The 19,301-nt window shown below is 48.0% G+C and carries 19 protein-coding genes and 1 tRNA gene; 11 read left to right on the top strand and 9 right to left on the bottom strand.

The features are described 5' to 3' along the window. Window positions 1–42 precede the first annotated feature (42 nt). The 3 genes from ACWHX8_RS16040 to ACWHX8_RS16030 all read left to right on the top strand — a co-directional run bounded on the left by ACWHX8_RS16040 (window position 43) and on the right by ACWHX8_RS16030 (window position 876). Complete coding sequence (locus ACWHX8_RS16040) at window positions 43–318, top strand: integration host factor subunit alpha (RefSeq protein WP_447969143.1); 276 nt, start codon at window positions 43–45, stop codon at window positions 316–318. Window positions 319–358: 40 nt separating this feature from the next. After that, complete coding sequence (locus tag ACWHX8_RS16035; RefSeq protein WP_447969142.1) at window positions 359–703, top strand: MerR family transcriptional regulator; 345 nt, start codon at window positions 359–361, stop codon at window positions 701–703. A gap of 96 nt (window positions 704–799) precedes the next feature. Then, window positions 800–876 (top strand) — tRNA-Pro (locus ACWHX8_RS16030). A 67-nt stretch (window positions 877–943) separates the two neighbouring features. Here the strand turns inward: ACWHX8_RS16030 and ACWHX8_RS16025 are convergent. After that, window positions 944–1,189 carry a hypothetical protein gene (locus ACWHX8_RS16025; protein ID WP_447969141.1) on the bottom strand — a complete coding sequence of 82 codons (246 nt, stop codon included), beginning with the start codon at window positions 1,187–1,189 and terminating at the stop codon, window positions 944–946. A gap of 636 nt (window positions 1,190–1,825) precedes the next feature. Here ACWHX8_RS16025 and ACWHX8_RS16020 point away from each other — a divergent pair. From ACWHX8_RS16020 to ACWHX8_RS16005, 4 genes are all read left to right on the top strand, one after another. Continuing rightward, window positions 1,826–2,620 carry a glycosyltransferase family 2 protein gene (locus ACWHX8_RS16020; RefSeq protein WP_447971925.1) on the top strand — a complete coding sequence of 265 codons (795 nt, stop codon included), beginning with the start codon at window positions 1,826–1,828 and terminating at the stop codon, window positions 2,618–2,620. A gap of 70 nt (window positions 2,621–2,690) precedes the next feature. After that, window positions 2,691–3,023: a lipid-A-disaccharide synthase N-terminal domain-containing protein gene (locus ACWHX8_RS16015; protein ID WP_447969140.1), complete on the top strand. Its 333-nt coding sequence runs from the start codon at window positions 2,691–2,693 to the stop codon at window positions 3,021–3,023. Continuing rightward, on the top strand, window positions 3,016–4,722 hold the full coding sequence (locus tag ACWHX8_RS16010; protein ID WP_447969139.1) for an ArnT family glycosyltransferase: 1,707 nt from the start codon (window positions 3,016–3,018) through the stop codon (window positions 4,720–4,722). The genes ACWHX8_RS16015 and ACWHX8_RS16010 overlap by 8 nt, the downstream gene beginning before the upstream one ends. A gap of 457 nt (window positions 4,723–5,179) precedes the next feature. Next, the gene (locus ACWHX8_RS16005) at window positions 5,180–6,571 is read left to right on the top strand and encodes a malic enzyme-like NAD(P)-binding protein (protein ID WP_447969138.1); all 1,392 of its coding nucleotides are present in this window, start codon (window positions 5,180–5,182) and stop codon (window positions 6,569–6,571) included. A gap of 99 nt (window positions 6,572–6,670) precedes the next feature. On the opposite strand, the gene ACWHX8_RS16000 is transcribed toward ACWHX8_RS16005, so the two are convergent. From ACWHX8_RS16000 to ACWHX8_RS15965, 8 genes are all read right to left on the bottom strand, one after another. Continuing rightward, complete coding sequence (locus ACWHX8_RS16000; protein WP_447969137.1) at window positions 6,671–7,801, bottom strand: phosphatase PAP2 family protein; 1,131 nt, start codon at window positions 7,799–7,801, stop codon at window positions 6,671–6,673. Window positions 7,802–7,837: 36 nt separating this feature from the next. After that, a complete protein-coding gene (locus tag ACWHX8_RS15995) occupies window positions 7,838–8,869 on the bottom strand; it encodes a TolB family protein (RefSeq protein ID WP_447969136.1) in 1,032 nt (343 codons plus the stop codon). Between the two features lie 76 nt (window positions 8,870–8,945). Further along, a complete protein-coding gene (locus tag ACWHX8_RS15990; protein ID WP_447969135.1) occupies window positions 8,946–10,982 on the bottom strand; it encodes a M1 family metallopeptidase in 2,037 nt (678 codons plus the stop codon). Window positions 10,983–11,180: 198 nt separating this feature from the next. After that, window positions 11,181–12,098 carry a signal recognition particle-docking protein FtsY gene (ftsY, locus tag ACWHX8_RS15985; RefSeq protein WP_447969134.1) on the bottom strand — a complete coding sequence of 306 codons (918 nt, stop codon included), beginning with the start codon at window positions 12,096–12,098 and terminating at the stop codon, window positions 11,181–11,183. A gap of 86 nt (window positions 12,099–12,184) precedes the next feature. After that, window positions 12,185–12,652: an rRNA maturation RNase YbeY gene (ybeY, locus tag ACWHX8_RS15980; RefSeq protein ID WP_447969133.1), complete on the bottom strand. Its 468-nt coding sequence runs from the start codon at window positions 12,650–12,652 to the stop codon at window positions 12,185–12,187. A gap of 72 nt (window positions 12,653–12,724) precedes the next feature. Then, entirely contained in the window at window positions 12,725–13,702 is a 978-nt protein-coding gene (locus ACWHX8_RS15975; protein ID WP_447969132.1) for a PhoH family protein, read from the bottom strand. Between the two features lie 187 nt (window positions 13,703–13,889). Then, entirely contained in the window at window positions 13,890–14,720 is an 831-nt protein-coding gene (gene mutM / locus ACWHX8_RS15970; protein WP_447969131.1) for a bifunctional DNA-formamidopyrimidine glycosylase/DNA-(apurinic or apyrimidinic site) lyase, read from the bottom strand. A 67-nt stretch (window positions 14,721–14,787) separates the two neighbouring features. Further along, complete coding sequence (locus ACWHX8_RS15965) at window positions 14,788–15,204, bottom strand: dual specificity protein phosphatase family protein (RefSeq protein ID WP_447969130.1); 417 nt, start codon at window positions 15,202–15,204, stop codon at window positions 14,788–14,790. A gap of 269 nt (window positions 15,205–15,473) precedes the next feature. Here ACWHX8_RS15965 and ACWHX8_RS15960 point away from each other — a divergent pair, with 269 nt between their 5' ends. The 4 genes from ACWHX8_RS15960 to ACWHX8_RS15945 all read left to right on the top strand — a co-directional run bounded on the left by ACWHX8_RS15960 (window position 15,474) and on the right by ACWHX8_RS15945 (window position 19,297). Then, window positions 15,474–15,824, top strand: a complete 351-nt coding sequence (locus ACWHX8_RS15960) for a hypothetical protein (RefSeq protein ID WP_447969129.1) — start codon at window positions 15,474–15,476, stop codon at window positions 15,822–15,824. 34 nt (window positions 15,825–15,858) lie between these two features. Continuing rightward, window positions 15,859–16,071, top strand: coding sequence for a hypothetical protein (locus ACWHX8_RS15955; protein WP_447969128.1), 213 nt, complete (start codon window positions 15,859–15,861; stop codon window positions 16,069–16,071). A gap of 737 nt (window positions 16,072–16,808) precedes the next feature. Next, complete coding sequence (locus tag ACWHX8_RS15950; RefSeq protein WP_447969127.1) at window positions 16,809–17,429, top strand: hypothetical protein; 621 nt, start codon at window positions 16,809–16,811, stop codon at window positions 17,427–17,429. Between the two features lie 122 nt (window positions 17,430–17,551). Next, the gene (locus ACWHX8_RS15945; protein ID WP_447969126.1) at window positions 17,552–19,297 is read left to right on the top strand and encodes a hypothetical protein; all 1,746 of its coding nucleotides are present in this window, start codon (window positions 17,552–17,554) and stop codon (window positions 19,295–19,297) included. Window positions 19,298–19,301 lie beyond the last annotated feature (4 nt).

The following is a 19,301-nucleotide window of genomic DNA, read 5'->3' as shown; positions in this document are numbered from 1 at the left end:
CCAACACGAATATCCATCGTCAATCGGGGGTTGAGGGGGATTATGAGAAAGGCTGATGTTGCCAACATCATTTGTGAAAAGGTGGGACTTTCGAAAACTGAAGCGATGGACCGAGTTGAGGATGTCTTGAACATTCTCAAGGAAAGTCTTAAGAAAGGGGAAGCCATCAAGATTGCAGGATTTGGTAACTTTATTGTGCGAAGTAAGGGGGAACGGAAAGGACGAAATCCACGAACGGGTGAAGAAATTGCTATCACCCCGAGACGGGTTGTCACGTTTCGCCCAAGTCAGTTATTTAAGAAACATGTAAACTCATAAGATTTCGAGAGGCCTACGTGGCTCTTCGGTGATAGTCCTGATGAGGGTGGAGACGAAGCAAGCCGGAAAGACGTGCTATAAGATTGGTGAAGTCGCCGATATTACCAAGCTTCCGGCGTACGTCCTACGCTTTTGGGAATCTGAGTTTAGCTTTCTTCGACCCAAAAAGAGCCAAGGACGTCATCGAGTCTATACCCAAGCTGACATAGAAACGATTATCGAAATTAAGCGAATGCTCTATGAAGAAGGCTATACCATTGCGGGGTTGAAGCGGTATTGGTATCGTCGAAAACGTAGCTCGAATGTCTCAACTGTCAGTGGGGATCGAGTAAAGAAAGCCAAGACAGAGTTGAAAAATATCCTTAAGATGCTTGATGAGCGATAGGGTCGTCTGCGCAACAGCGCATGGCGTGTCTTTCACGCACTAAAAAGACATGCCATTGTCTCCTTCGTTGTTGTCGCAAGCAGGAATGATTGTCGTCGGGGCGTGGCGCAGCCCGGTAGCGCACTCGCTTGGGGTGCGAGAGGTCGGCCGTTCAAATCGGCTCGCCCCGACCAGTTCTCCTATCTTGTAAGAGGTATAACCCCTTCATCACCAACTCATGAAACGTATCAGGCTGGCAGGTTAGGCTTGGATGTCATCTTCAATAAGGTCTTCGCTTTCCGGCATGCCATAGGCCACAAACTTCGCATATGACAAGTAAATTCCACTGCTGTCCCGCATGGCTCTTGTTCCCGCTTTCATTCTCTCCAGTTTCGTGCTATCTGCACCGGTTTCGTGCAGCTTGCTGACGTATTCATTCAGGACGTCATTATAGGTTTCCATGGCTTTTTCGACGTTCAAAAAGGCTTGCATTATTTGTTCGGTCATTGCAGGTGTTCCTCCATCATTGTTGTATGAGCAAGACTGTCACCTTACATGAGCGTCAAATTTGTGGTCAACTTATCGCCATTTCAATAAAAATCCGTATGCATTCTGTTCACGCATTTGCCTTGGACACCTGTAATAGCAACAGCAGAAGTCATGAGACTTCAACGAAGGTGGCCCATGAGGTACGAGAAGGTCGCTCACCGTTCGTGTCCAAGGGCACCTGTAATAGCAACAGCAGAAGTCATGAGACTTCAACGAAGATGGCCCGTTCGGCACGCTAGGCTCACTCACTGACAGTGTCCAAAGACATCTCTGAATAAGTAATATGTAGGTTTGTGATAAAAATAGAACTCGTTCTATTATCTGCAGATATTGGGAATGTGTGTAAGAGACGTGGTTTGACCGTCTTTCTTCAGATTCAGTAAAATGCGCACGCTTTACCTCGGTGCATGTGCTGGGTTGCGCACTGGTTTAGTAAACGTGCAAAGAGTTCGTGCACACTTACCCTGAGTATTCCTCTCCTGTTTCATCAGATATGTTGGGTGTGTTTGACCGGGACATCTGTTTGAGCAATGCGTGAATGGGGCAAGTGATTCTTTCAGTAAGAGAGTTGGTGATGTTGCGCTCTATCTTCCTATGATCTCTGATTCGCACCCATGGATTTCAGTCGTTATCCCGATGAAGGATGAACGAGAGAATATTATGCCACTATCGAGCCAGTTGCTCGGGTTTTTCTCCGGTCGGGAAGAAACGAAGACCGCGCCTTTTGAAATCGTGTTTGTGGACGATGGAAGTACAGATGGCAGTGATCGTCTATTTCAAGGTCTGGCTCATGAGCATCCAGAAATTCGGGTCATTTATTTGGATCGTAATTATGGGCAAACCGCCGCGTTTGATGCAGGGTTTCGATATGCCACAGGAGCGTTGATTGTGACATTAGATGGGGACCTTCAATATGACCCTGTGGATATTGGGAAACTGTTACCGCTCGCCAATCAGTACGACGTCGTGTGTGGACGACGTCAACGGCGAAATGACAATCTGATTCGACGGTGGTCTTCCCGTTTGGCCAACGGCGTGCGTAACGCGGTAATTCATGATGGGATTCATGATACGGGGTGCTCACTCAAGGTGTTTAAGCGGTCGGTTCTCGATCGTATTCCATTGTTTCAGGGCATGCATCGTTTCTTCCCTGCATTAGCGCAAATGTATGGGTTCTCTGTAACAGAAATACCCGTTCAACATTTTCCTCGAGTACATGGACTCTCAAAGTATGGTGTGGGTAATCGACTGTTTGCCAGTGTCTATGACCTTTTTGCCGTACGGTGGATGCAGAGTCGATGTTTGAACTATCACAGCCGTGAGCAACACAACGTGACGAACGACCTTGCACCGTGTTCCTCAAAGAATTCGTTGAACAAGAACGCCTAACTCCTCTCTCTTCAGTTCAGCCGAAATATCGGTTTTTCATTAAGAATTTCCATCTCCCTACGGTGAAACTATGACAATGATTGATGGGCTTTGGCTTGCAGTTGAGACGTACTTTTCGAGTATGACCGGTGAGGAAATTGCTTGGAAATGCGTCGGGCTCTTAGGAGTGCTCCTGTTTTTCTCTCGATGGATCATCCAATGGATTGCGTCTGAGCGAAGAGCGCAGAGCCATATGCCTCTATTGTTTTGGTATTTAAGTTTTGCTGGGGCTGTGATGACGTTGGCCTATGTGCTGTATCTTGGGGACGAAATTCTTATACTTGGGAACAGCGCGAATAGTTTCGTCTATGCAAGAAATCTCATGCTGATTTATCAAGGTCGGAAGCACACCTCCAATGGATAATCCTGCTGTTTCAGCCATACACCCCTCCCAAGGTTTCTCGCTCGGGCATTTTTGCGCCATTTTCGCCCTTGCCAGTCTTCTGCTATTGGTGAATCTTGGTGGCCTGGGGCTGACTGACCGAGACGAGGGGAGTAATGCAGAAGCTGCGAGGGAAATGTTGGAAACCGGGGATTGGGTCTCGCCTACCCTCAATTATGAGCCGCGCTTTGCGAAGCCGGCTTTTGTGTATTGGATTATCAGCGCGTCCTATGCCGTGTTTGGGGTACATGAATTTTCAGCCAGGCTGCCGTCTGCTCTCTTTGGAGTCGGACTGATTCTGTTGCAGTATAGTTTTCTCGCGAAGGTTTGCGGAGCGCGAATTGCGCTCTTTGGTGCGCTCATGCTCCTGTTGAACCTTGAAATGGTTGGTGTGTGTCGAATGGTGCTCACCGATCCGGAATTGGTATTTTTTACGACCTTAGCTGGTTATAGCTTTTGGCTGGGTATGGAATCGGGTCAATCCAAGCGGTGGATATTCTTAGGGCTCTATGTGGGAATGGCATGTGCGATGTTGGCGAAAGGGCCGGTGGGAATTATCATTCCCCTGTTAGGGATCATTCCGTATCTCAGTCTTACGGGGCAATGGAAGCATTACTGGGAAAAAGGATATCCGCTGTTGGGCTTCCTTCTTGTGGGTTTAATTGCGGCTCCATGGTATATCGCCATGTTTACGATTCATGGAGAGGCGTATCTAGCCGCAGCAGAAGCCAATACGACAGGACGTTTTTCCAACCCAATGGAAGGGCATGGCGGGACGATTCTTTTCTATATTCCTGTTTTGCTTCTGGGGTTCTTTCCGTGGAGTGCGTTTCTTCCCATGTCGCTCTATCACACGCTGAAGGGTATGAAGTCGTTTCGTGCGATCGCATCTGACGGCCAGGTGGGGCAAAAGCTTGCGATATTTTCGACATTGTGGATCGTAGGCCTGTTGATATTCTTCACGCTCTCAGCGACGCGGTTGCCTCACTATATTTTTCCGTTATTTCCTATGGCTGCCATTGTTGTTGCGCTCTTTTTTGATCGATGTGTATCCGAAGATTCTCCGCCAGGGCTGAGGGTGTCAATACGGTTGCTGATCGCGATTGGCTATGCGCTGGGGTTAGCGTTAGCTTCCGCCCCAGCAGTGTATACGACGTTTCTTGAAACGATCACGAAAGAATTTCCAGCGGCAAGCCACATGGATGTTCAGCTACTCCCGGTGTTACTTGGTGTGCTTGTGATTGTTGGAACGATGGGCCTGCGTCACTTTCTGGGATCGAAAGAGACACGGATCTATGGGTTTGGAATTGCTGGAGGGATGATGGTCGTGTTTGTGTTGGTAGTCGTGGTGTTTGCACTTCCGAAGTTTCATGAGTATTTTATTGCTCCTCCGCAACAATTAGCTACCATTGCCGGGATGAATCTGAAGCAAGAGGATCGTTTGATTCAGTTCGGACGAAAACGTCCGTCGCTCACGTTCTATGCGCAGAGAAAAGTCTATCAGATCAATCCAGGTGAAGATCATAAGTTTATTTCCCATGAGAATGCGTCCGGTCGAAAGATGATCGTGTTGCAGTCGCACCTTCGTCCGCAGTTGCCCGAATCAGTATCTGATTACATCTTGGTGCAAGAGCGTAACGGGTTTTCTCTGTTGGTGAATCGGTCATTACTGAAGCCATAGCTTTTGATGTCTTGCTTCCTGGATCTGTGAGGCTTCAATGAGCAATGCGATTAATTGGATAATCAAGGACTTTGGTCAGGGCTTCGTGACGAGACTTCCGTTGGGTTATTCCTGTCCTTGAACCTCAATTGGTTAGACCACTTAGGTACGTAAGGCTCTTGTCTCTAGACAGACTATGAGATATGCTGTATGTAATCGAGATGATTGGATAAGAAGTTGCCCACAATTTATATCTCGTACTTGGAATTATCTTCCAACAGTGCTTCAATATTCATACAACGTTTTTGGTGCCCCATCACGTTAGAATGTGACTTCCATCGGAGTTGCTTTTCTCACCAAATATCCTTCCTCTACGTTGTGCATCCGAATCATTTGCTTGTCTGCTTGCAAGATCAGCTATAACAAGAGGAATGTCGCTGAAATTATGAGTAGCCAGAATACACGGAGACCCTAGATCATGGCATCAAGTAAAAAGAGAGTGACACAAGGCGGGAAGACTGAGTTCATACGGATGGTCCGTTACAAGAGTGAAAACCAGGTGGGTGTCTTGGCGCAGTTTGTGTCGGCCATCTCGGAACAGGGTGGGAGTATCGGCGATGTGAAGACGCGTAAGCTTGGCAAGTTTTATATCTGGCGAGATGTCACGATTATCGCCAATGATCGAGAGCACTTTGCCCAAATTCTCAAAGCGATTCGGGCTTTAGAGAAAACGAAGGTCGAGCAGATTGTTGATGAAGTGCTTGAACGGCATTTGGGTGGAAAAATCAAGATGGAACTTAACCATCCGATTGAGACCATTAATGATATGCGAGCGATTTATACTCCAGGCGTGGCTGATGTCTGCCGGATTATCCAGAAAGATCCAAGTGAGGCGTACAATTACACATGGGTGCATCATACCGTTGCGCTGTTGACCAACGGGAGTCGAACGCTGGGGTTGGGCAATATTGGTCCGTTGGCGGCGATGCCCGTTATGGAAGGGAAGGCGGCATTATTTAGAAAGTTTACTGGCTATAACATGGTGCCGATTCCAATCGATACGACGAACTCTCAAGAATTTATCGATACAGCGATACGATTGTCGCCAGGATTCGGTGCGATTCATTTAGAAGATATTTCGGCTCCGGAATGTTTTGAAATCGAAACAGAGCTGGTCAAACGTCTCAGTATACCCGTCATGCATGATGACCAGTACGGAACGGCTGTCGTATGCCTGGCGGCTGTGATCAATGCGTGTCGTATCGTCAAAGGCGATCTTGAGAAGGTACAGATTGGACAAATCGGACTTGGTGCTGCTGGGAGTGCAATCGCTCGTTTAATTATGGCCTATACGAACCGGACGATTTGGTGTTGTGATAAGAATCCTGCTGCGGTCGAACGCCTTGAGGTGTTTCGTCAGAACAGTGCGACGCTGGAACAAGTGATGGAGCGTTGTGATGTGGTCATTTCCACGACAGGTGTGAAGGGCTTGATTTCACCCACGTTGGTGAAAAAGCAGCAAATCATCTTGGCTCTGAGTAATCCCATTCCAGAAATCACCGAGGATGAAGCCATGAAAGCCGGAGCCGCGTTCTACTCTGATGGACGATACGTGAATAACCTCTTAGCCTACCCAGGAATTTTTAAAGGTGCCCTGGAAACGCGAGCAACGAAAATTAACGATTCTATGCTTCTTGCCGCAGTTCAAGCCATCGTGGACGCCACACCTCAAGGAGAAATTGTGCCAAGTCCATTGGATCCCACGGTTCATGTTGCTGTGACCAAGGCCGTGGCGAAAGCGGCTATGACGAGTGATGTCGCGCAAAAATACTTTGATGACGAATACTTTGATGTTGAGGAAAAGTCGTAGAAACGCATCCTCAAGTTCGTATCCATATAATGAACATATGTTTTACTCTGTTCTGGCCTGTTGCCTGTCCATATCTCATGTGAAAGGCTTCATGGTTCTTCATGACACCAATGGAAGCACCCCTCGTAACTGACTGATTAGTCCCACAAAGCACATTATTCCCAATCCCAGTAGCACCTCGGTCGTGAGTATGGTGAACCTATGTCGTGAGTCTTCGGTATGAAGATTCTCTAACACCGTACGAAGCTGATGGTTGCGCACCATCCACCACGCGACGCCAGATAAGGCGGCCAGTGTGGTGATGAAGAAGGAGCCTGAACATAAGGCTACCCCTAAGGCCATAAGTAACGAACTTGTAGTGAGCATGGTCTGTCTGCGTGTGGCGGAGTTTCGTGTTGAGAGGCGTGTTCGGAGTCGAATACCATAGCCGATGGCTGTCACGAGGATGCTTGCTCCAAGGATGATGTCATATAAAATATCCATGTCTGGTTTTTGGACGGCAATCCATAATACGCCTAGTCCCCCGACAAAAAATGGAAGGCCCTGTGCGAGGGATTCGATGAGCGAGGTACGCCAACTTCGAATGGGTTGTGCCAGGATATAGCCAATAACATATCCCAGGAACGCGCCAATGCATGCGTCAGACGGAAAGTGGGATCCCTTCATAATGCGACTGAGTGCGACGAATGTTGCGCTTCCATACAGTATCCACGCAAATCGTGGGAAATGTTTTGCGAACACAGCGGCAACGGCGAATGAAGCGGACGAATGCCCGGACGGGAATGCATCCAGTCCACTTTGGAATGAGGGGCCAATTTGCCAGTGCTCTTGATGGGCAAGTCGTGGACGTGGACGTCCAATGGAATGCTTGATGATTTGTGTGATGAGTCCAGAGATTCCATGAGCCACAAGAGTCTGTATGCCGATTTGCTTGAGCTTATGGTGTTTCCAGGCATAGCCTGAAAGAACAAGAAGCAGGGAGATGATAATTAAGGTTGATCCGTGTCCGAGTTGATTGCCGATTCGGCCGAGATGTTCTATCGTTTGATTCGGCGTTGCACGAATGAACTGGATGATGGGGAAATCTATTTGTGACAGAGCGCCGACTCCTCCCACAACCACGATGGATGCGATGATGCATACCAAGGTGGAGATATAGGGAGGGAATTTTGACGGAACGGATGGACCAGTGTTGTTGTCAAAAAAAGAATGAAGAAATGATGCAATCACTCCAGCTCAATACGCAAGGCTGATGGGCCCTGGTGTTTACGGGACCCAATCAGCAAGGAACACATTAAATTCACGAGGATTTGACGCATTTCGATCAGAGACCCACACGACCTTCGATCCGTCTGGCGAAAACATGGGAAAGCTATTGAAATGGCCAAGTGTTGTGATTTGTTCTAACTGTTTACCCTGGTCGCTGATGGTGTAGAGATGAAACGCTGGTCGGCCCTTGTCCTCAGATGGTGATGAGACATTCGAAGAAAATATAATATTTTTTCCATCGGGGTGAAAGAATGGCGCGAAGTTCGAAGCCCCATTCTTCGTAATCGCATATTGATCTGATCCATCGGCATTCATAATGAAAATCTCAAGATTCGAAGGCTCGACCATATTCTTCGCAAGTAGGTCTTGATACGCCTTGAGGGCTTCTGGTGTGTCTGGATGGCTTGCGCGATATACGATACGTGTGTTGTCTGGTGAAAAGAATGCTCCGCCATCATACCCAACTTGCTGCGTCAGTTTCTTGATGTTGGTTCCATTAATATCCATGCTGTAGATATCGAGGTCGCCCTCTCGCATGGAGGTAAATACGATTGTGCGTCCATCAGGGGACACGGTGGCCTCGGCATCGTACCCTGGCGTCGCGGTTAGTCGTTGGAGATCCTTGCCGCTGACATGTGCCGAAAAAATATCATAGTCGTCTAATGCCCATCGATACTGTTTTGTTCGTTTGATCTCTGGAGGGCATTGCGGAGCGCGCATATGAGTCGACGAAAACAGCACTCGACGATCACCGGGGAAGTAGTATCCGCATGTGGTTCCGCCATGCCCTGTGCTCACTCGTCGTTGATTGTTTCCCTCTAAGTCCATCGTAAAAATCTGATAACAGGGCAGAGGGGATTTTTGGTACGGATCATGTGTGGATTGGAAGACCAGATTGTCTCCATCAAAAGAAAAGTAGGCTTCGGCATTTTTTCCGGTTGTCGTGAGTTGTCTGATATTTTTGAGATGTGGTTCGGCTGATGGCGAGGGGCCGTCTTTGGCTTCCACAAGGGAAAAGGATGTAACCATGATCAGTGCAACCATGCAATAACCGTAACACATTGAGGGAAGACTGAGAATTCGTATGACGTTCACTGGGTACTCCTTATGCGGCATTCAATAAGACATCGAGGCTGTTGATTGGAGGATCAAAGAGGCCTCGAGTGATCACTGTTCCCTGTTGAAAGATCAGGTAGCTATCCCACCCATAAAAAAACAAAAGCCGGGCCACGCGGGAAATCGCTTCTGAGGAAAATCCATGAAAATAACTTACCACATGGTTCGGATTGGTTGGATTGGGGCATGACACGAGCCACGCAATATCCGGCCCTTCAAACTTTTCTCCTTGTATGGCAATCCAATTGTCGCCGGTTTGGACGGCATCTCTGCATTTCGCTAGTCCCTCTAGGGCGAGATCACTCGTGAGCGGATGGCCGAATATCAGGAGCGATGTATCCTGCAGTGTTAGGCGAGTCTTCGTCTCAGTCATAACCGGGGAGCCCTGAGATTGTAAGCGATACAGGACTGGTTGATAGGCCTCTTGTGTGGCTGTTGAACTTGTCTTGTCTACATATATTGCTTGGTGTTGATCGGTTACCCAGGCGTTGAGCATGGGGGGCAATTGCGCGCGAGGGATTCGCCGCAAGACCATAAAGTCTGGGTCGATCACGAGTCGGGTTGGTAGAGACGGAGCCGAAAGGCTCACGGTTTGTACGTGATCGTTTAACGTGATGATGGTGTCAAATGTTGTCCCATCAGCAAGATAGAGCACTGCAGGAAGTCGAAGGCGATACACGGGCTGCTGTTGAACAATGGTGGCGTTCACGAGAAATTGCCCGGGGTATTCAGGATCTTCCTGGACATGTGTCTGTTCAATGTTGAGAGAAGGGGCTCCTGTCTGCTCTACCCATTGCTCAAAAAACCAGCTCAAGTCTTTGCCGGCGATGTCGCTGAATATTTTTTGAATGGTATTCCAGTCCGCATGTTTCCCGGTCCATTCCTTGACTAGTGTGCGAATGCCTGTGAAAAAATGTGTATCGCCAATTTCCTGGCGCAGCATATGAAACAGCATTGCGGTTTTTTGGTAGCCAATGGCATTGTCGATGCGAGTTTCTTTGTGATGAAACTGTCTGACCGGGTATTCCTGTGGTGTTGTTCCGTATAAATTATATTCAAAAAACATCTGCTGACGTTTCTGAAGCGCGGTCTCTGCTGAGGCATGCACCTCTTCATAATAATAGTTTGAAAGATAGGTTGTTAGGCCTTCAACCCAGTTTCCATCTGAGAAATGGTTAAAGACGGAATTGCCAAACCATGAATGCACAATCTCATGGCCCAGGGAGTAGGGTTGTGTGTACCCGCGCTTGATGATTCGGTCGCCGAGTAGCGTATAGGACGGGAGTCCGATACCTGCTGGGAAAAAGTTTTCGACCACGGCGAACTTGGAAAACGGGTAGGGTCCCAATAGTTTTGTATACATTTCTAGGTACTGTATCGTGGCTTCCAGGTATTGGTCAGCTAATTCTGCATCTTCGGGAAATAAGTATGTGGCGATGGTAATGCCTTGCCATGCCTTTTTCTGTTTGACGAAATGATTGGCCACTAAGGTCAGGGCTTCGCTTTTTTGGGTGATGTTCCATGTCGACGTTGTTTCATCGTCAGTTACTGTATGAGAGACTTCTTTGCCTTGAGTGACTGTTTCCCATCCAGAAGGGACTGTGGACGTGACCTGAAAGGTTGCTAAGGCATGCGGGACCGTTGGATACCATTGGGTTTCCGAGGTGAGGTAGACGCCTTCGGGGCCAATATACCCTGTGGTTTCATCGGGTTTGGTAAAGCGAAGGCCTGGTGCCCCTTTGGGGTGGTCGTCGATCATGCCATGGTAGCGGACCTTGATCGTGTGAGAAGAGGTCTTGACCTGAGAATCAACAAGGGCAATTTGCAGGCGATGTTCCACATCAGAGGGAGAATGTGGTTGTTTCGTGATTTCTTGGAGTTGAATGACGGAATCATTGAGCTGGATTTCATCTATGACCAAATTTTTATTTAAGGTCAGTTCGAGTGTGTCAGGGAAAATCGTTGCTTCAGGGAATGTGATCGTATCTTCAATCGTCAGGCTATGGGTGGTTGGCTGAAGTGTCATGGTGAGATTGTGGTGTGGGGTTACGAGTTGACCTTCTCCCCAGGCCACTTGAATAGAAACGACGTTGCAACAAAGCCAAATAAACAGGAGAATTATCGGTGTGATAGATCGCGAGATTGTACGTGATACATGGAGATCGTGTCTGTCAATGAATGAACGCATGATCACACTGTATTTATCATGAGAATATGGCACATATTAGCCCTCTATACGAAACAGGGCATCAATAAATTCTTGAGCTTGAAAATTCTGTAGATCATCTTCTCCTTCGCCCACCCCGATCAGTCGAATCGGGATCTTCAATTCTTCCGCAATGGCGACGACGACGCCCCCACGAGCCGTTCCGTCAAGTTTCGTCAGCGCCAGGCCTGTGACGCCAAGTGATTCATGAAACTGTTTGGCTTGCGCAATGGTATTTTGTCCTAACGTTCCATCCAGAGTCAGGAGTACTTCGTGAGGTGCACCTGGGAGCTCCCGTGTGATCACACGTTTCATCTTTTCCAGTTCTTGCATGAGGTTCACTTTGGTGTGAAGCCGTCCCGCTGTGTCGATGAGCACAACGTCACTGTTTCGGGCCTTGGCCGCGACGATCCCATCGAAGACCACGGCGGCAGGGTCTGCGCCTTGTTGATGGCGAATGACGTCAACGCCAATGCGGTCTCCCCATGTCACGAGTTGTTCGGTCGCTGCTGCGCGGAACGTGTCGGCGGCGACAAATAATGGCTGCAAGCCCGATTGTTGCAGTTGTTTCCCTAGCTTGGCAATTGTCGTGGTTTTGCCGACTCCGTTGATCCCTATCGCAAGCAGAACATAGGGGCGGGGGCCCTGTTGAATTAATGTTTCGAGTGGTTCTGCTTGAATAGGTTGAAAAATTTTCAGCAATGTCTCTTTAAATGGTTGGAGTGGATCGTCGGAGTCAGCCGTCACACCTTCTGTTCGGATCTGTTCCATTAAACGTTCGACGACACGAACGCCGACGTCTGCTCCGAGTAATGCCTCTTCGACTTCTTCCAGAACGGCAGGGTCTGGCCCCGAACCAATCAGGCGTTGCAATGATCCCTGCACACTCTTGCGAGTTTTCGTCAATCCATCTTGTAAGCGCTGTAGCCATCCCATAGTAAGCCTAATGTATTACGAGCTATGTTCCGCGTATGTCAATAAATGATGTGCCAGTTATGTTCTAGACTGAATGGAGAGTTCCATTACCGAGGATGTGTTCGTTTTCTCAAGATTTTCGGTAGCGGGTGCAGGGCTGTCAAAATAGCCTGTTCTTTCCGTTTCATGCGTCTGGCCTCAGATTCTCCACGTTCATGATCATAGCCGACGAGATGCAGAATGCCATGTATGAGGAGTTGTAGCAACTCTTTATCAATGGAGTGTCCATAGGTTGCCGCTTGGCGCTCAGCCATCGGCACGGAAATCACGACATCGCCGAGTAGTGCTGTACGAGGGCCAGGTCCTTCCCACAATGGAAATGCCAGTACGTCGGTTGGTCGGTTCAGATGACGATATTGCCGGTTTAAGGTTTGCATCCGAGTGTTTCCCACTAGCTCTACGCTGAGTTCCGAATCTGGGACGCCAGCTCTCGTGAGAATGGCCTGTGCAACAGTACGAAGTGCGTGCTTGTTGATTCGTGTGTGGCGAAGCCGTGATCGGAGGAGCACGGACATTAGTTAGGTCTATTTCTATATCTATTCCGAATCAAGAAATGTCGTACGTTCTTTGCCTGAGGCAGGTGAGGATCATCGGGATTCCTGTGTGTGAGAGGTTTTCTGTCCATAGTGATCGTAGGCCTTAATAATTGCTCGTACGAGTGGATGTCGAACCACATCTCGTTCCGTAAAATGAATAAATTTAATGTCTTCAATATCTTGAAGAATTTCAGTAATTTGCACAAGGCCAGACGTCTGAGTGGGCGGCAAGTCAACTTGGGTAATGTCGCCGGTCACGATGGCCTTGGACTGTGCCCCCAACCTTGTGAGAAACATTTTCATTTGTTCTGCTGTCGCATTTTGCGATTCATCGAGAATCACAAACGCATCATTGAGCGTTCGTCCTCGCATGAATGCCAAGGGGGCAATTTCAATTTCTCCGCGTTCGACTAACCGGTTTGCGCGTTCAATATCCATCATACTGTATAGCGCATCATACAGAGGACGAAGGTACGGGTGAACTTTGGCAATCATATCACCGGGCAAAAAGCCCAGTCGTTCTCCTGCCTCCACGGCTGGTCGTGCAAGGACAATGCGACTCACTTCTCGTTTATTGAATGCGGCTAACGCCATGGCCATCGCAAGATATGTCTTGCCCGTGCCCGCTGGGCCAATCGCAATGACCAAGTCATACTGTTGGATCGCCTCAATATACGCTTGCTGAGCCGGAGACTTGGGGACAATGCCACCCTTTTTCATGCTGGCATTGCTCGGCGACGGATCGAGGGAGAATTTTTTAAGAGGTTGAGCCAGTTCCGTTTCGGTGGAACGAAGCGCACGAGTGATGTCGTCGGGTTTCAATTCATAGTAGTCACGAGTCCAATCACCTAATTCATGTAAGATGCGTTCTGCTCGTAGCACGGCATCGGGCTGGCCCTCTAATGTAATTTCATCACCCCGAGCCGTCATATCGACATTGAGTTCCCCTTCGATCATTCGAAGATGCAAGTCATGTGGCCCAAATAGGTTGGCGAGATCGACTCCTTCTTTAAGTTTTAGTTTTCTCACGTCGTGATTCGAAGCATTGTTCCTATATGATGAATCTTGAGTCAGAAGTCTAACAGAGGGAATTAGGGTAGACAAGATTTTACTCTGTTGTTGAATGCGGTTGTCCGGCAACGCACGGTTGTTTCACGGAAAATTGAATGCCGCACTCAGTAAGGATTTTTCTTGCCTGTGGGGAACGTGTCCCTGATTATCTGCGCTGTTGACAGGTTGGACAGTAGAAAGAGCTGCGTTCTGTGATGAGACGTCGAATGGGTGTTGGGCAGCCACGGAAGCAGGGTTGACCGGTTTTTTGATAAATCACATGCCGTTCTTGGAATCGTCCTTGGGATCCATCAGGTGCTCGAAAGTCTCGGATCGATGACCCTCCGCAGGTGATGGCTGTTTGAAGGATCGTGCGGGTTGAGTGATACAGCCGTGCAACGGCCGTACGAGATAATCGATAGCCCTGTGTGTGCGGATGGATGCGGGCATCGTACAGAATTTCATTGGCGTAGATGTTCCCAATACCCGCGAGTTTGTGCTGATTCAAGAGGAACGCCTTCAATCGTCCACGCGTAGTATGGATGAGATGATAAAAATCTTCTTGGGAAAGCGATAATGGATCGACTCCAAATCGTCGTGTGGTAAATTGGGTTAAGTGTTCAGGGTCGAGCAAGTACACGCGACCAAAACGTCTTGGATTCCAGTAGTGCAGCGTTGGCTCTTTAGATGACTCTAATTTAAAGGTGAGATGAATGTGTTTGTCGTAACCCGCACTAGCGGAGTGATAGAGAAACAGGCCAGTCATGCCGAGTTCGGCTACCATGTATCGTGTGTCGTGATGTTTGCTGCATGTGAAGATCAGACTTTTCCCTTTTCGGGCGAGATCGGTAATACGTGATTCCAGGTACCATTGGTGAGAGGGAAGTCCGATTCGGATGATATCTGGTCGTCGTATGTGAAATTCTTTAATGGTACTTCCAAGAATATGTGTGTGCAGGTGGTTGAGAATGACTTCAACCTCTGGCAGTTCTGGCATGAAGGATTAGGCTTTCTGCTGACTGAGATGCACGGTATGTTTCATGATGAAGTGCGAATTGGACGGGTTAGGTGGGTTTTTTTTGTCGCAAGAGTTTAACTTTTTCAATGGTATGTTCGAGGCGTGGAAGTGGTGTGGTACCTTCCCGACGCTCTCGAACAAATTCCACGGCTTTCTCATAGCTCATGCCTTGGACACAACAGAGATACGCAATCAGGACAGACACCGATCGCCCCATTCCAGCACGGCATGCAATGAGAATTTGATGTGTCGGCAAATGGCGTTCAAGCCACATGACGGCTGATTCGATATCCATTGGCACGGCTTCGGTGTATTCCCGTAGCGGAATCCTGCCCAACAGAATTCCCTGTGGCGGAGTCAACTTGCTTTCAAGAGCTGTCCAAAGCAAGGCCGAAATGACCGGAGGCGGTGCGTGGGCATCATCAATATTTCCAATGTAGAGGGAGCCGAGTAGGTTATCCATTCTGACGTGTCTCGCAAGTGATGTCTTGAAAACGTCGTTGTTCCCTTGTTTGTAGCTCGGATGGAGGGGGGCCGGCAAGCGTTTTGATGAGAGAGCCTATGGTGATGGGTTCATGTGATTCACGAGTCATATGTGTGTTGAGGGGTGAAATGAGTTGCGGAAGATAATGATGGACACCTATACTAACCTTGTACGCATGTTGGTATCGGACAGGAATTTTTATACATGCTCTCTCTCTACTACACTATTATTGATGAAAGAATGCCTAAATGACTGTATCGGAAGTTGAAGAACGTCTTGGACTGGTGAAATGTGCCATTTGCAAATCAAATCGCTTTGGTATTGATAGTCGAACGGTTAATGAGGGAGATGAGTGGAAGGCGATTTGTCGAGATTGTTACTATACGTTTCCTGTCCATACGGATATGGAGTTCTACCTTCAGACTCAACCGGATGTTCCGTATCGACTTCGGGACATTGCCTGTCGCTTTTGTGAGAAACGTGGAGTCACACTCAATTTTCGTATTATTATGTCTGTCAGGGAATCGATATATTTTGTCACATGTCAGCATTGTAAAAAAGAGTTTCCTGAGCAGTCATCACTTGAAGCCTTTGAATAACCACCAATTACTCGCCTAAGAATCGAGAGGCACTATGGACAATGAGAAAGAATCCCCACCTTCCGAACAAGACTCCGATTCCCCAACATCATCGTCTTCGCCCAAGAAAGACCCCAAAGGTCGTAAAGAACTTAATGTGGTATCGGTGCCAAATGATCGCGACATGATCGCTGAAGAAATGGCCGAGCTTTTCGAAGAAGATCAAGTCACGCATCAGCATGGCAACAGCGAACCCGAAGGTGACTAGGGCATCTGTAATTTGAGGCCTTGAATGGCGTGATGCCTATTAATTGAAGGAATGGCGTCAAGGGCGTTTGCTATTCGGAACTACCATGCCCTAGGGCATCTGTAATCAAAGCCTCCAAATAGCTGACCGATAGTGGTTAAATAAAGCGAGACATCACTAGGCCCAAAATAACCACAATGCCCTTCCCCTAGGGCTCCTGCCATTGAAACCGTTGAATGGGCTATTTATTTAGTGAGCCAAATATTTGCTAGGACCATCAAGTACTCAAAATAATTGTGGGTAGATATGTTCTTGGTCAGTTTTCTCTCGTTCTCCTAAATTGCTTTCCATTCCTTCAAATTCATGGCCTTTTGTTTTCCCCCTGGCCGTATCTCCTGCTTGTTCGTCTAACCCTTAAGTGATAGGATGTTCAATCATTTTTGATGCTATAGCGAATCCGCATATACAGCATGTTGCTTGGACATGATCGTTGAGCGAACTCGATGGGCCTGACAGGCAATCATTGTTACGATCTGATTGGCTTCTTATATTTTGATTATAGGTGTCCAAGTGAGGACTTTCTCTGCGGTATCCAACGTGTCAAGGGTACGGAAGTTCATTGAATCGGCTATAGTGGCCTAGGTCAGGTCAAAATTGGTGTCTGTTTCAATGTAGGGTGGCTTCTTGTTGTTCGAAATATCTGAGATACAAACGTTACATGGGCACCCGTTGTCTATCCATAGCCAGGGAGCATGAGGATGAATCAAACTCGTAAACATCAACCAAGTCAATTAAAAGTATCCGTCCATGCACGAAAGTCTGAAGATGAATTGGACGCACGCGTGCTTGATGATGAGCACGCGGGTACGGCGAGCTTGGATAAAGTCCGGGATATTTTGTTTGGGGCTCAAAGTCGGGAGTACGAAAAACGCTTTACTCGCTTGGAAGAACGATTACTCAAAGAGGCGGCTGAATTACGCAATGATCTCAAAAGTCGCTTTGATTCTCTCGAGCAGTACGTCAAAAATGAAGTTGAATCGTTAACGAGCCGAATGAAAAATGAACAGAAGGAAAAGACCGAGTCTTTGGGGGTACTGAGTCGTGAGCTGGGGCAATTGGGGAAACTTGTTCAGGAACGGGTGTCTGAGCTAGATGACCAGGCTATTCAAGGACAACGGGAACTGCGTCAACAAGCTTTAGATCAGCATAAGAGCCTGTCGCAAGAGATTCAACAGAAGAGCGCTGACCTTTCTGTGATGTTTGAAAACGCTATTGAAGAGCTTCGAGGAGAAAAGCTGGATCGGGCATCGCTTGCAGAAATGTTTATGGAGTCAGCACTGCGGCTGAATAACGATTTCAAGTTGCCCACCAAAGAGTAATTCCCTTGATCCATCAATGAACCATTCGTGTCTGACGGTGTCTCTGATGCTAGGGGGAAGGCAGTCGGGTGAGTCGTACGCGGTGCGGTACGAACTCTAAACTTTTCGTGAGATTTCTGGATATGGCTTCTCCTTCTGATAGTGTTTCGACTGCTCCTGAGGGCAAGGCCTCGGCTTCTGAGTTGGAGGCACTGGCTCAGTTACGAAATATTCTTCTTGCTCCAGAGCAAACCAAAATTGAACAATTACAGAATCGCTTAGACGATCCTGCCCTTCAAGCAAAAGATGTCAGCCGAGTCTTGCCTGATGCTATTCTGCTCAGAGCCAAGCAAGATACTCAACTTGCCGCATCGCTTTCCCCAATATTAACAGAAGTCTTCATTCTATCCATTAAGAAGTCTCCACGCATCATTGTCGATGCGATTTCTCCGATTATGGCTCCGGCGATTCGCAAGGCCATTTTTAGCGCATTGCAGGGAATGGTGCAGTCGCTCAATCAAACGCTGGATCATAGTGTTTCCTGGAAAGGACTTCAGTGGCGAATTGAATCCTTCCGCACCGGAAAACCTTTTGCTGAAATTGTACTGTTGCATACCCTCAGGTTTCGCGTTGAGCAAGTCTTTCTTATCCATCGAGAGACTGGGCTGCTTCTTCAGCATGTTGCGGCTGATATCGGGGCGATACAAGACGAAGCGGTGGTTTCTGGTATGCTGACCGCTATTCAGGATTTTGTACATGACTCATTTGGAGGGAAGCATTCTGATTCATTGGAATCTCTACGTGTTGGGGAGCTTACGGTCTGGGTTGAACAAGGTTCCAAGGCGGTCTTAGCCGGAGTCGTCCGAGGAACCCCCCCCCATGAATTACGTGAAGTGTTTCAACAGGTCCTCGAATCTATTCATGTCACATTTTCAGATGCGCTTGAGTCATTCACTGGAAATCCAGGCTTATTTGAAACAACTCGCTTGCAACTCCAGGAATGTCTTCAAGCGCAGTTTGAAGGCGGGTCATCAAAACCCTCTCCGTTTCTTTGGGGCGCACTGGCTTTTGTCTGTGTGGGGTTATTGCTGTGGGGGGGATGGGTTTACATTGATCATCAACGATGGACGACATTCCGTCACCTCGCAGAGAAAGAAGCGGGAATGAGTGTCACCTCAATTACTGAGGACCATGGGGTGTCCATTGTGAGCGGACTCCGAGATCCGCTTGCAGTCGAGCCAGCAGTCTTAGCTGAGCAAGCAGGCTTAGATCTTAAATCCATCCAATTTGAGTTTGAACCCTATTTGGCGCTTTCCCCTCACTTTCTTGAGATGAGAGTCCGTACGCAATTGCAACCGCCGGATTCGGTAGACATCAAGGTCGAGCATACGCACCTTATTATCTCAGGGAACGCGTCGCACCAATGGATTGGTCGAATAGAACACCTCCAGTTTCTTGTTCCTGGGCTGACCAAGATTGTCACTGAACATCTCATTGATACAGATCTGGTACAATTTGAAACACTTCAAGAAGAGCTTGAACAGCAGTATTTTGTGTTTGCCAAAGGTCGTTCAGCGCTGTCTCAGGCAAATCAGAACGATCTATTGGTTATTTCAAAAAAGATTCAAGAACTTGATGTACTTGCGGAACGTTTAGGGCAAAAGATGCGGGTGGAGATTCAGGGTCAATCAAGTCGAGAAGGTTCTCGATTAAGGAACAAGCAGTTACGACTTGCACGATCTCAGGCTGTGTGGAAGGCCTTATCGGTAGACGAACTGACACGCATCAATGTGATTCCTGTTGAAGTGACGGGCATTGTATCTGATAAGGCTAACAGAGATCCTGCATTGGCTCGGCGTGTTTCAATCAAGGTATTTCTAGAAGAGTAGCAAG

This window comes from Nitrospira sp. M1, from assembly GCF_965152605.1.
Note: the sequence above shows the minus strand (reverse complement) of the source record. Positions and strands in the feature narration are given on the sequence as shown.

Excerpts from the sequence above, each read along its gene's own strand:
- ybeY (WP_447969133.1), bottom strand. The coding sequence starts at position 12,652 with ATGTCCGTGCTCCTCCGATCACGGCTTCGCCACACACGAATCAACAAG.
- ACWHX8_RS16040 (WP_447969143.1), top strand. The coding sequence starts at position 43 with ATGAGAAAGGCTGATGTTGCCAACATCATTTGTGAAAAGGTGGGACTT.
- ACWHX8_RS15945 (WP_447969126.1), top strand. The coding sequence starts at position 17,552 with ATGGCTTCTCCTTCTGATAGTGTTTCGACTGCTCCTGAGGGCAAGGCC.
- ACWHX8_RS16010 (WP_447969139.1), top strand. The coding sequence starts at position 3,016 with ATGGATAATCCTGCTGTTTCAGCCATACACCCCTCCCAAGGTTTCTCG.
- ACWHX8_RS16035 (WP_447969142.1), top strand. The coding sequence starts at position 359 with ATGAGGGTGGAGACGAAGCAAGCCGGAAAGACGTGCTATAAGATTGGT.
- ftsY (WP_447969134.1), bottom strand. The coding sequence starts at position 12,098 with ATGGGATGGCTACAGCGCTTACAAGATGGATTGACGAAAACTCGCAAG.
- ACWHX8_RS15960 (WP_447969129.1), top strand. The coding sequence starts at position 15,474 with ATGACTGTATCGGAAGTTGAAGAACGTCTTGGACTGGTGAAATGTGCC.
- ACWHX8_RS16005 (WP_447969138.1), top strand. The coding sequence starts at position 5,180 with ATGGCATCAAGTAAAAAGAGAGTGACACAAGGCGGGAAGACTGAGTTC.
- ACWHX8_RS15950 (WP_447969127.1), top strand. The coding sequence starts at position 16,809 with ATGAATCAAACTCGTAAACATCAACCAAGTCAATTAAAAGTATCCGTC.
- ACWHX8_RS15955 (WP_447969128.1), top strand. The coding sequence starts at position 15,859 with ATGGACAATGAGAAAGAATCCCCACCTTCCGAACAAGACTCCGATTCC.
- ACWHX8_RS15990 (WP_447969135.1), bottom strand. The coding sequence starts at position 10,982 with ATGACACTTCAGCCAACCACCCATAGCCTGACGATTGAAGATACGATC.
- ACWHX8_RS15995 (WP_447969136.1), bottom strand. The coding sequence starts at position 8,869 with ATGGTTACATCCTTTTCCCTTGTGGAAGCCAAAGACGGCCCCTCGCCA.
- ACWHX8_RS16025 (WP_447969141.1), bottom strand. The coding sequence starts at position 1,189 with ATGACCGAACAAATAATGCAAGCCTTTTTGAACGTCGAAAAAGCCATG.
- mutM (WP_447969131.1), bottom strand. The coding sequence starts at position 14,720 with ATGCCAGAACTGCCAGAGGTTGAAGTCATTCTCAACCACCTGCACACA.
- ACWHX8_RS16020 (WP_447971925.1), top strand. The coding sequence starts at position 1,826 with ATGATCTCTGATTCGCACCCATGGATTTCAGTCGTTATCCCGATGAAG.
- ACWHX8_RS16015 (WP_447969140.1), top strand. The coding sequence starts at position 2,691 with ATGACAATGATTGATGGGCTTTGGCTTGCAGTTGAGACGTACTTTTCG.
- ACWHX8_RS15965 (WP_447969130.1), bottom strand. The coding sequence starts at position 15,204 with ATGGATAACCTACTCGGCTCCCTCTACATTGGAAATATTGATGATGCC.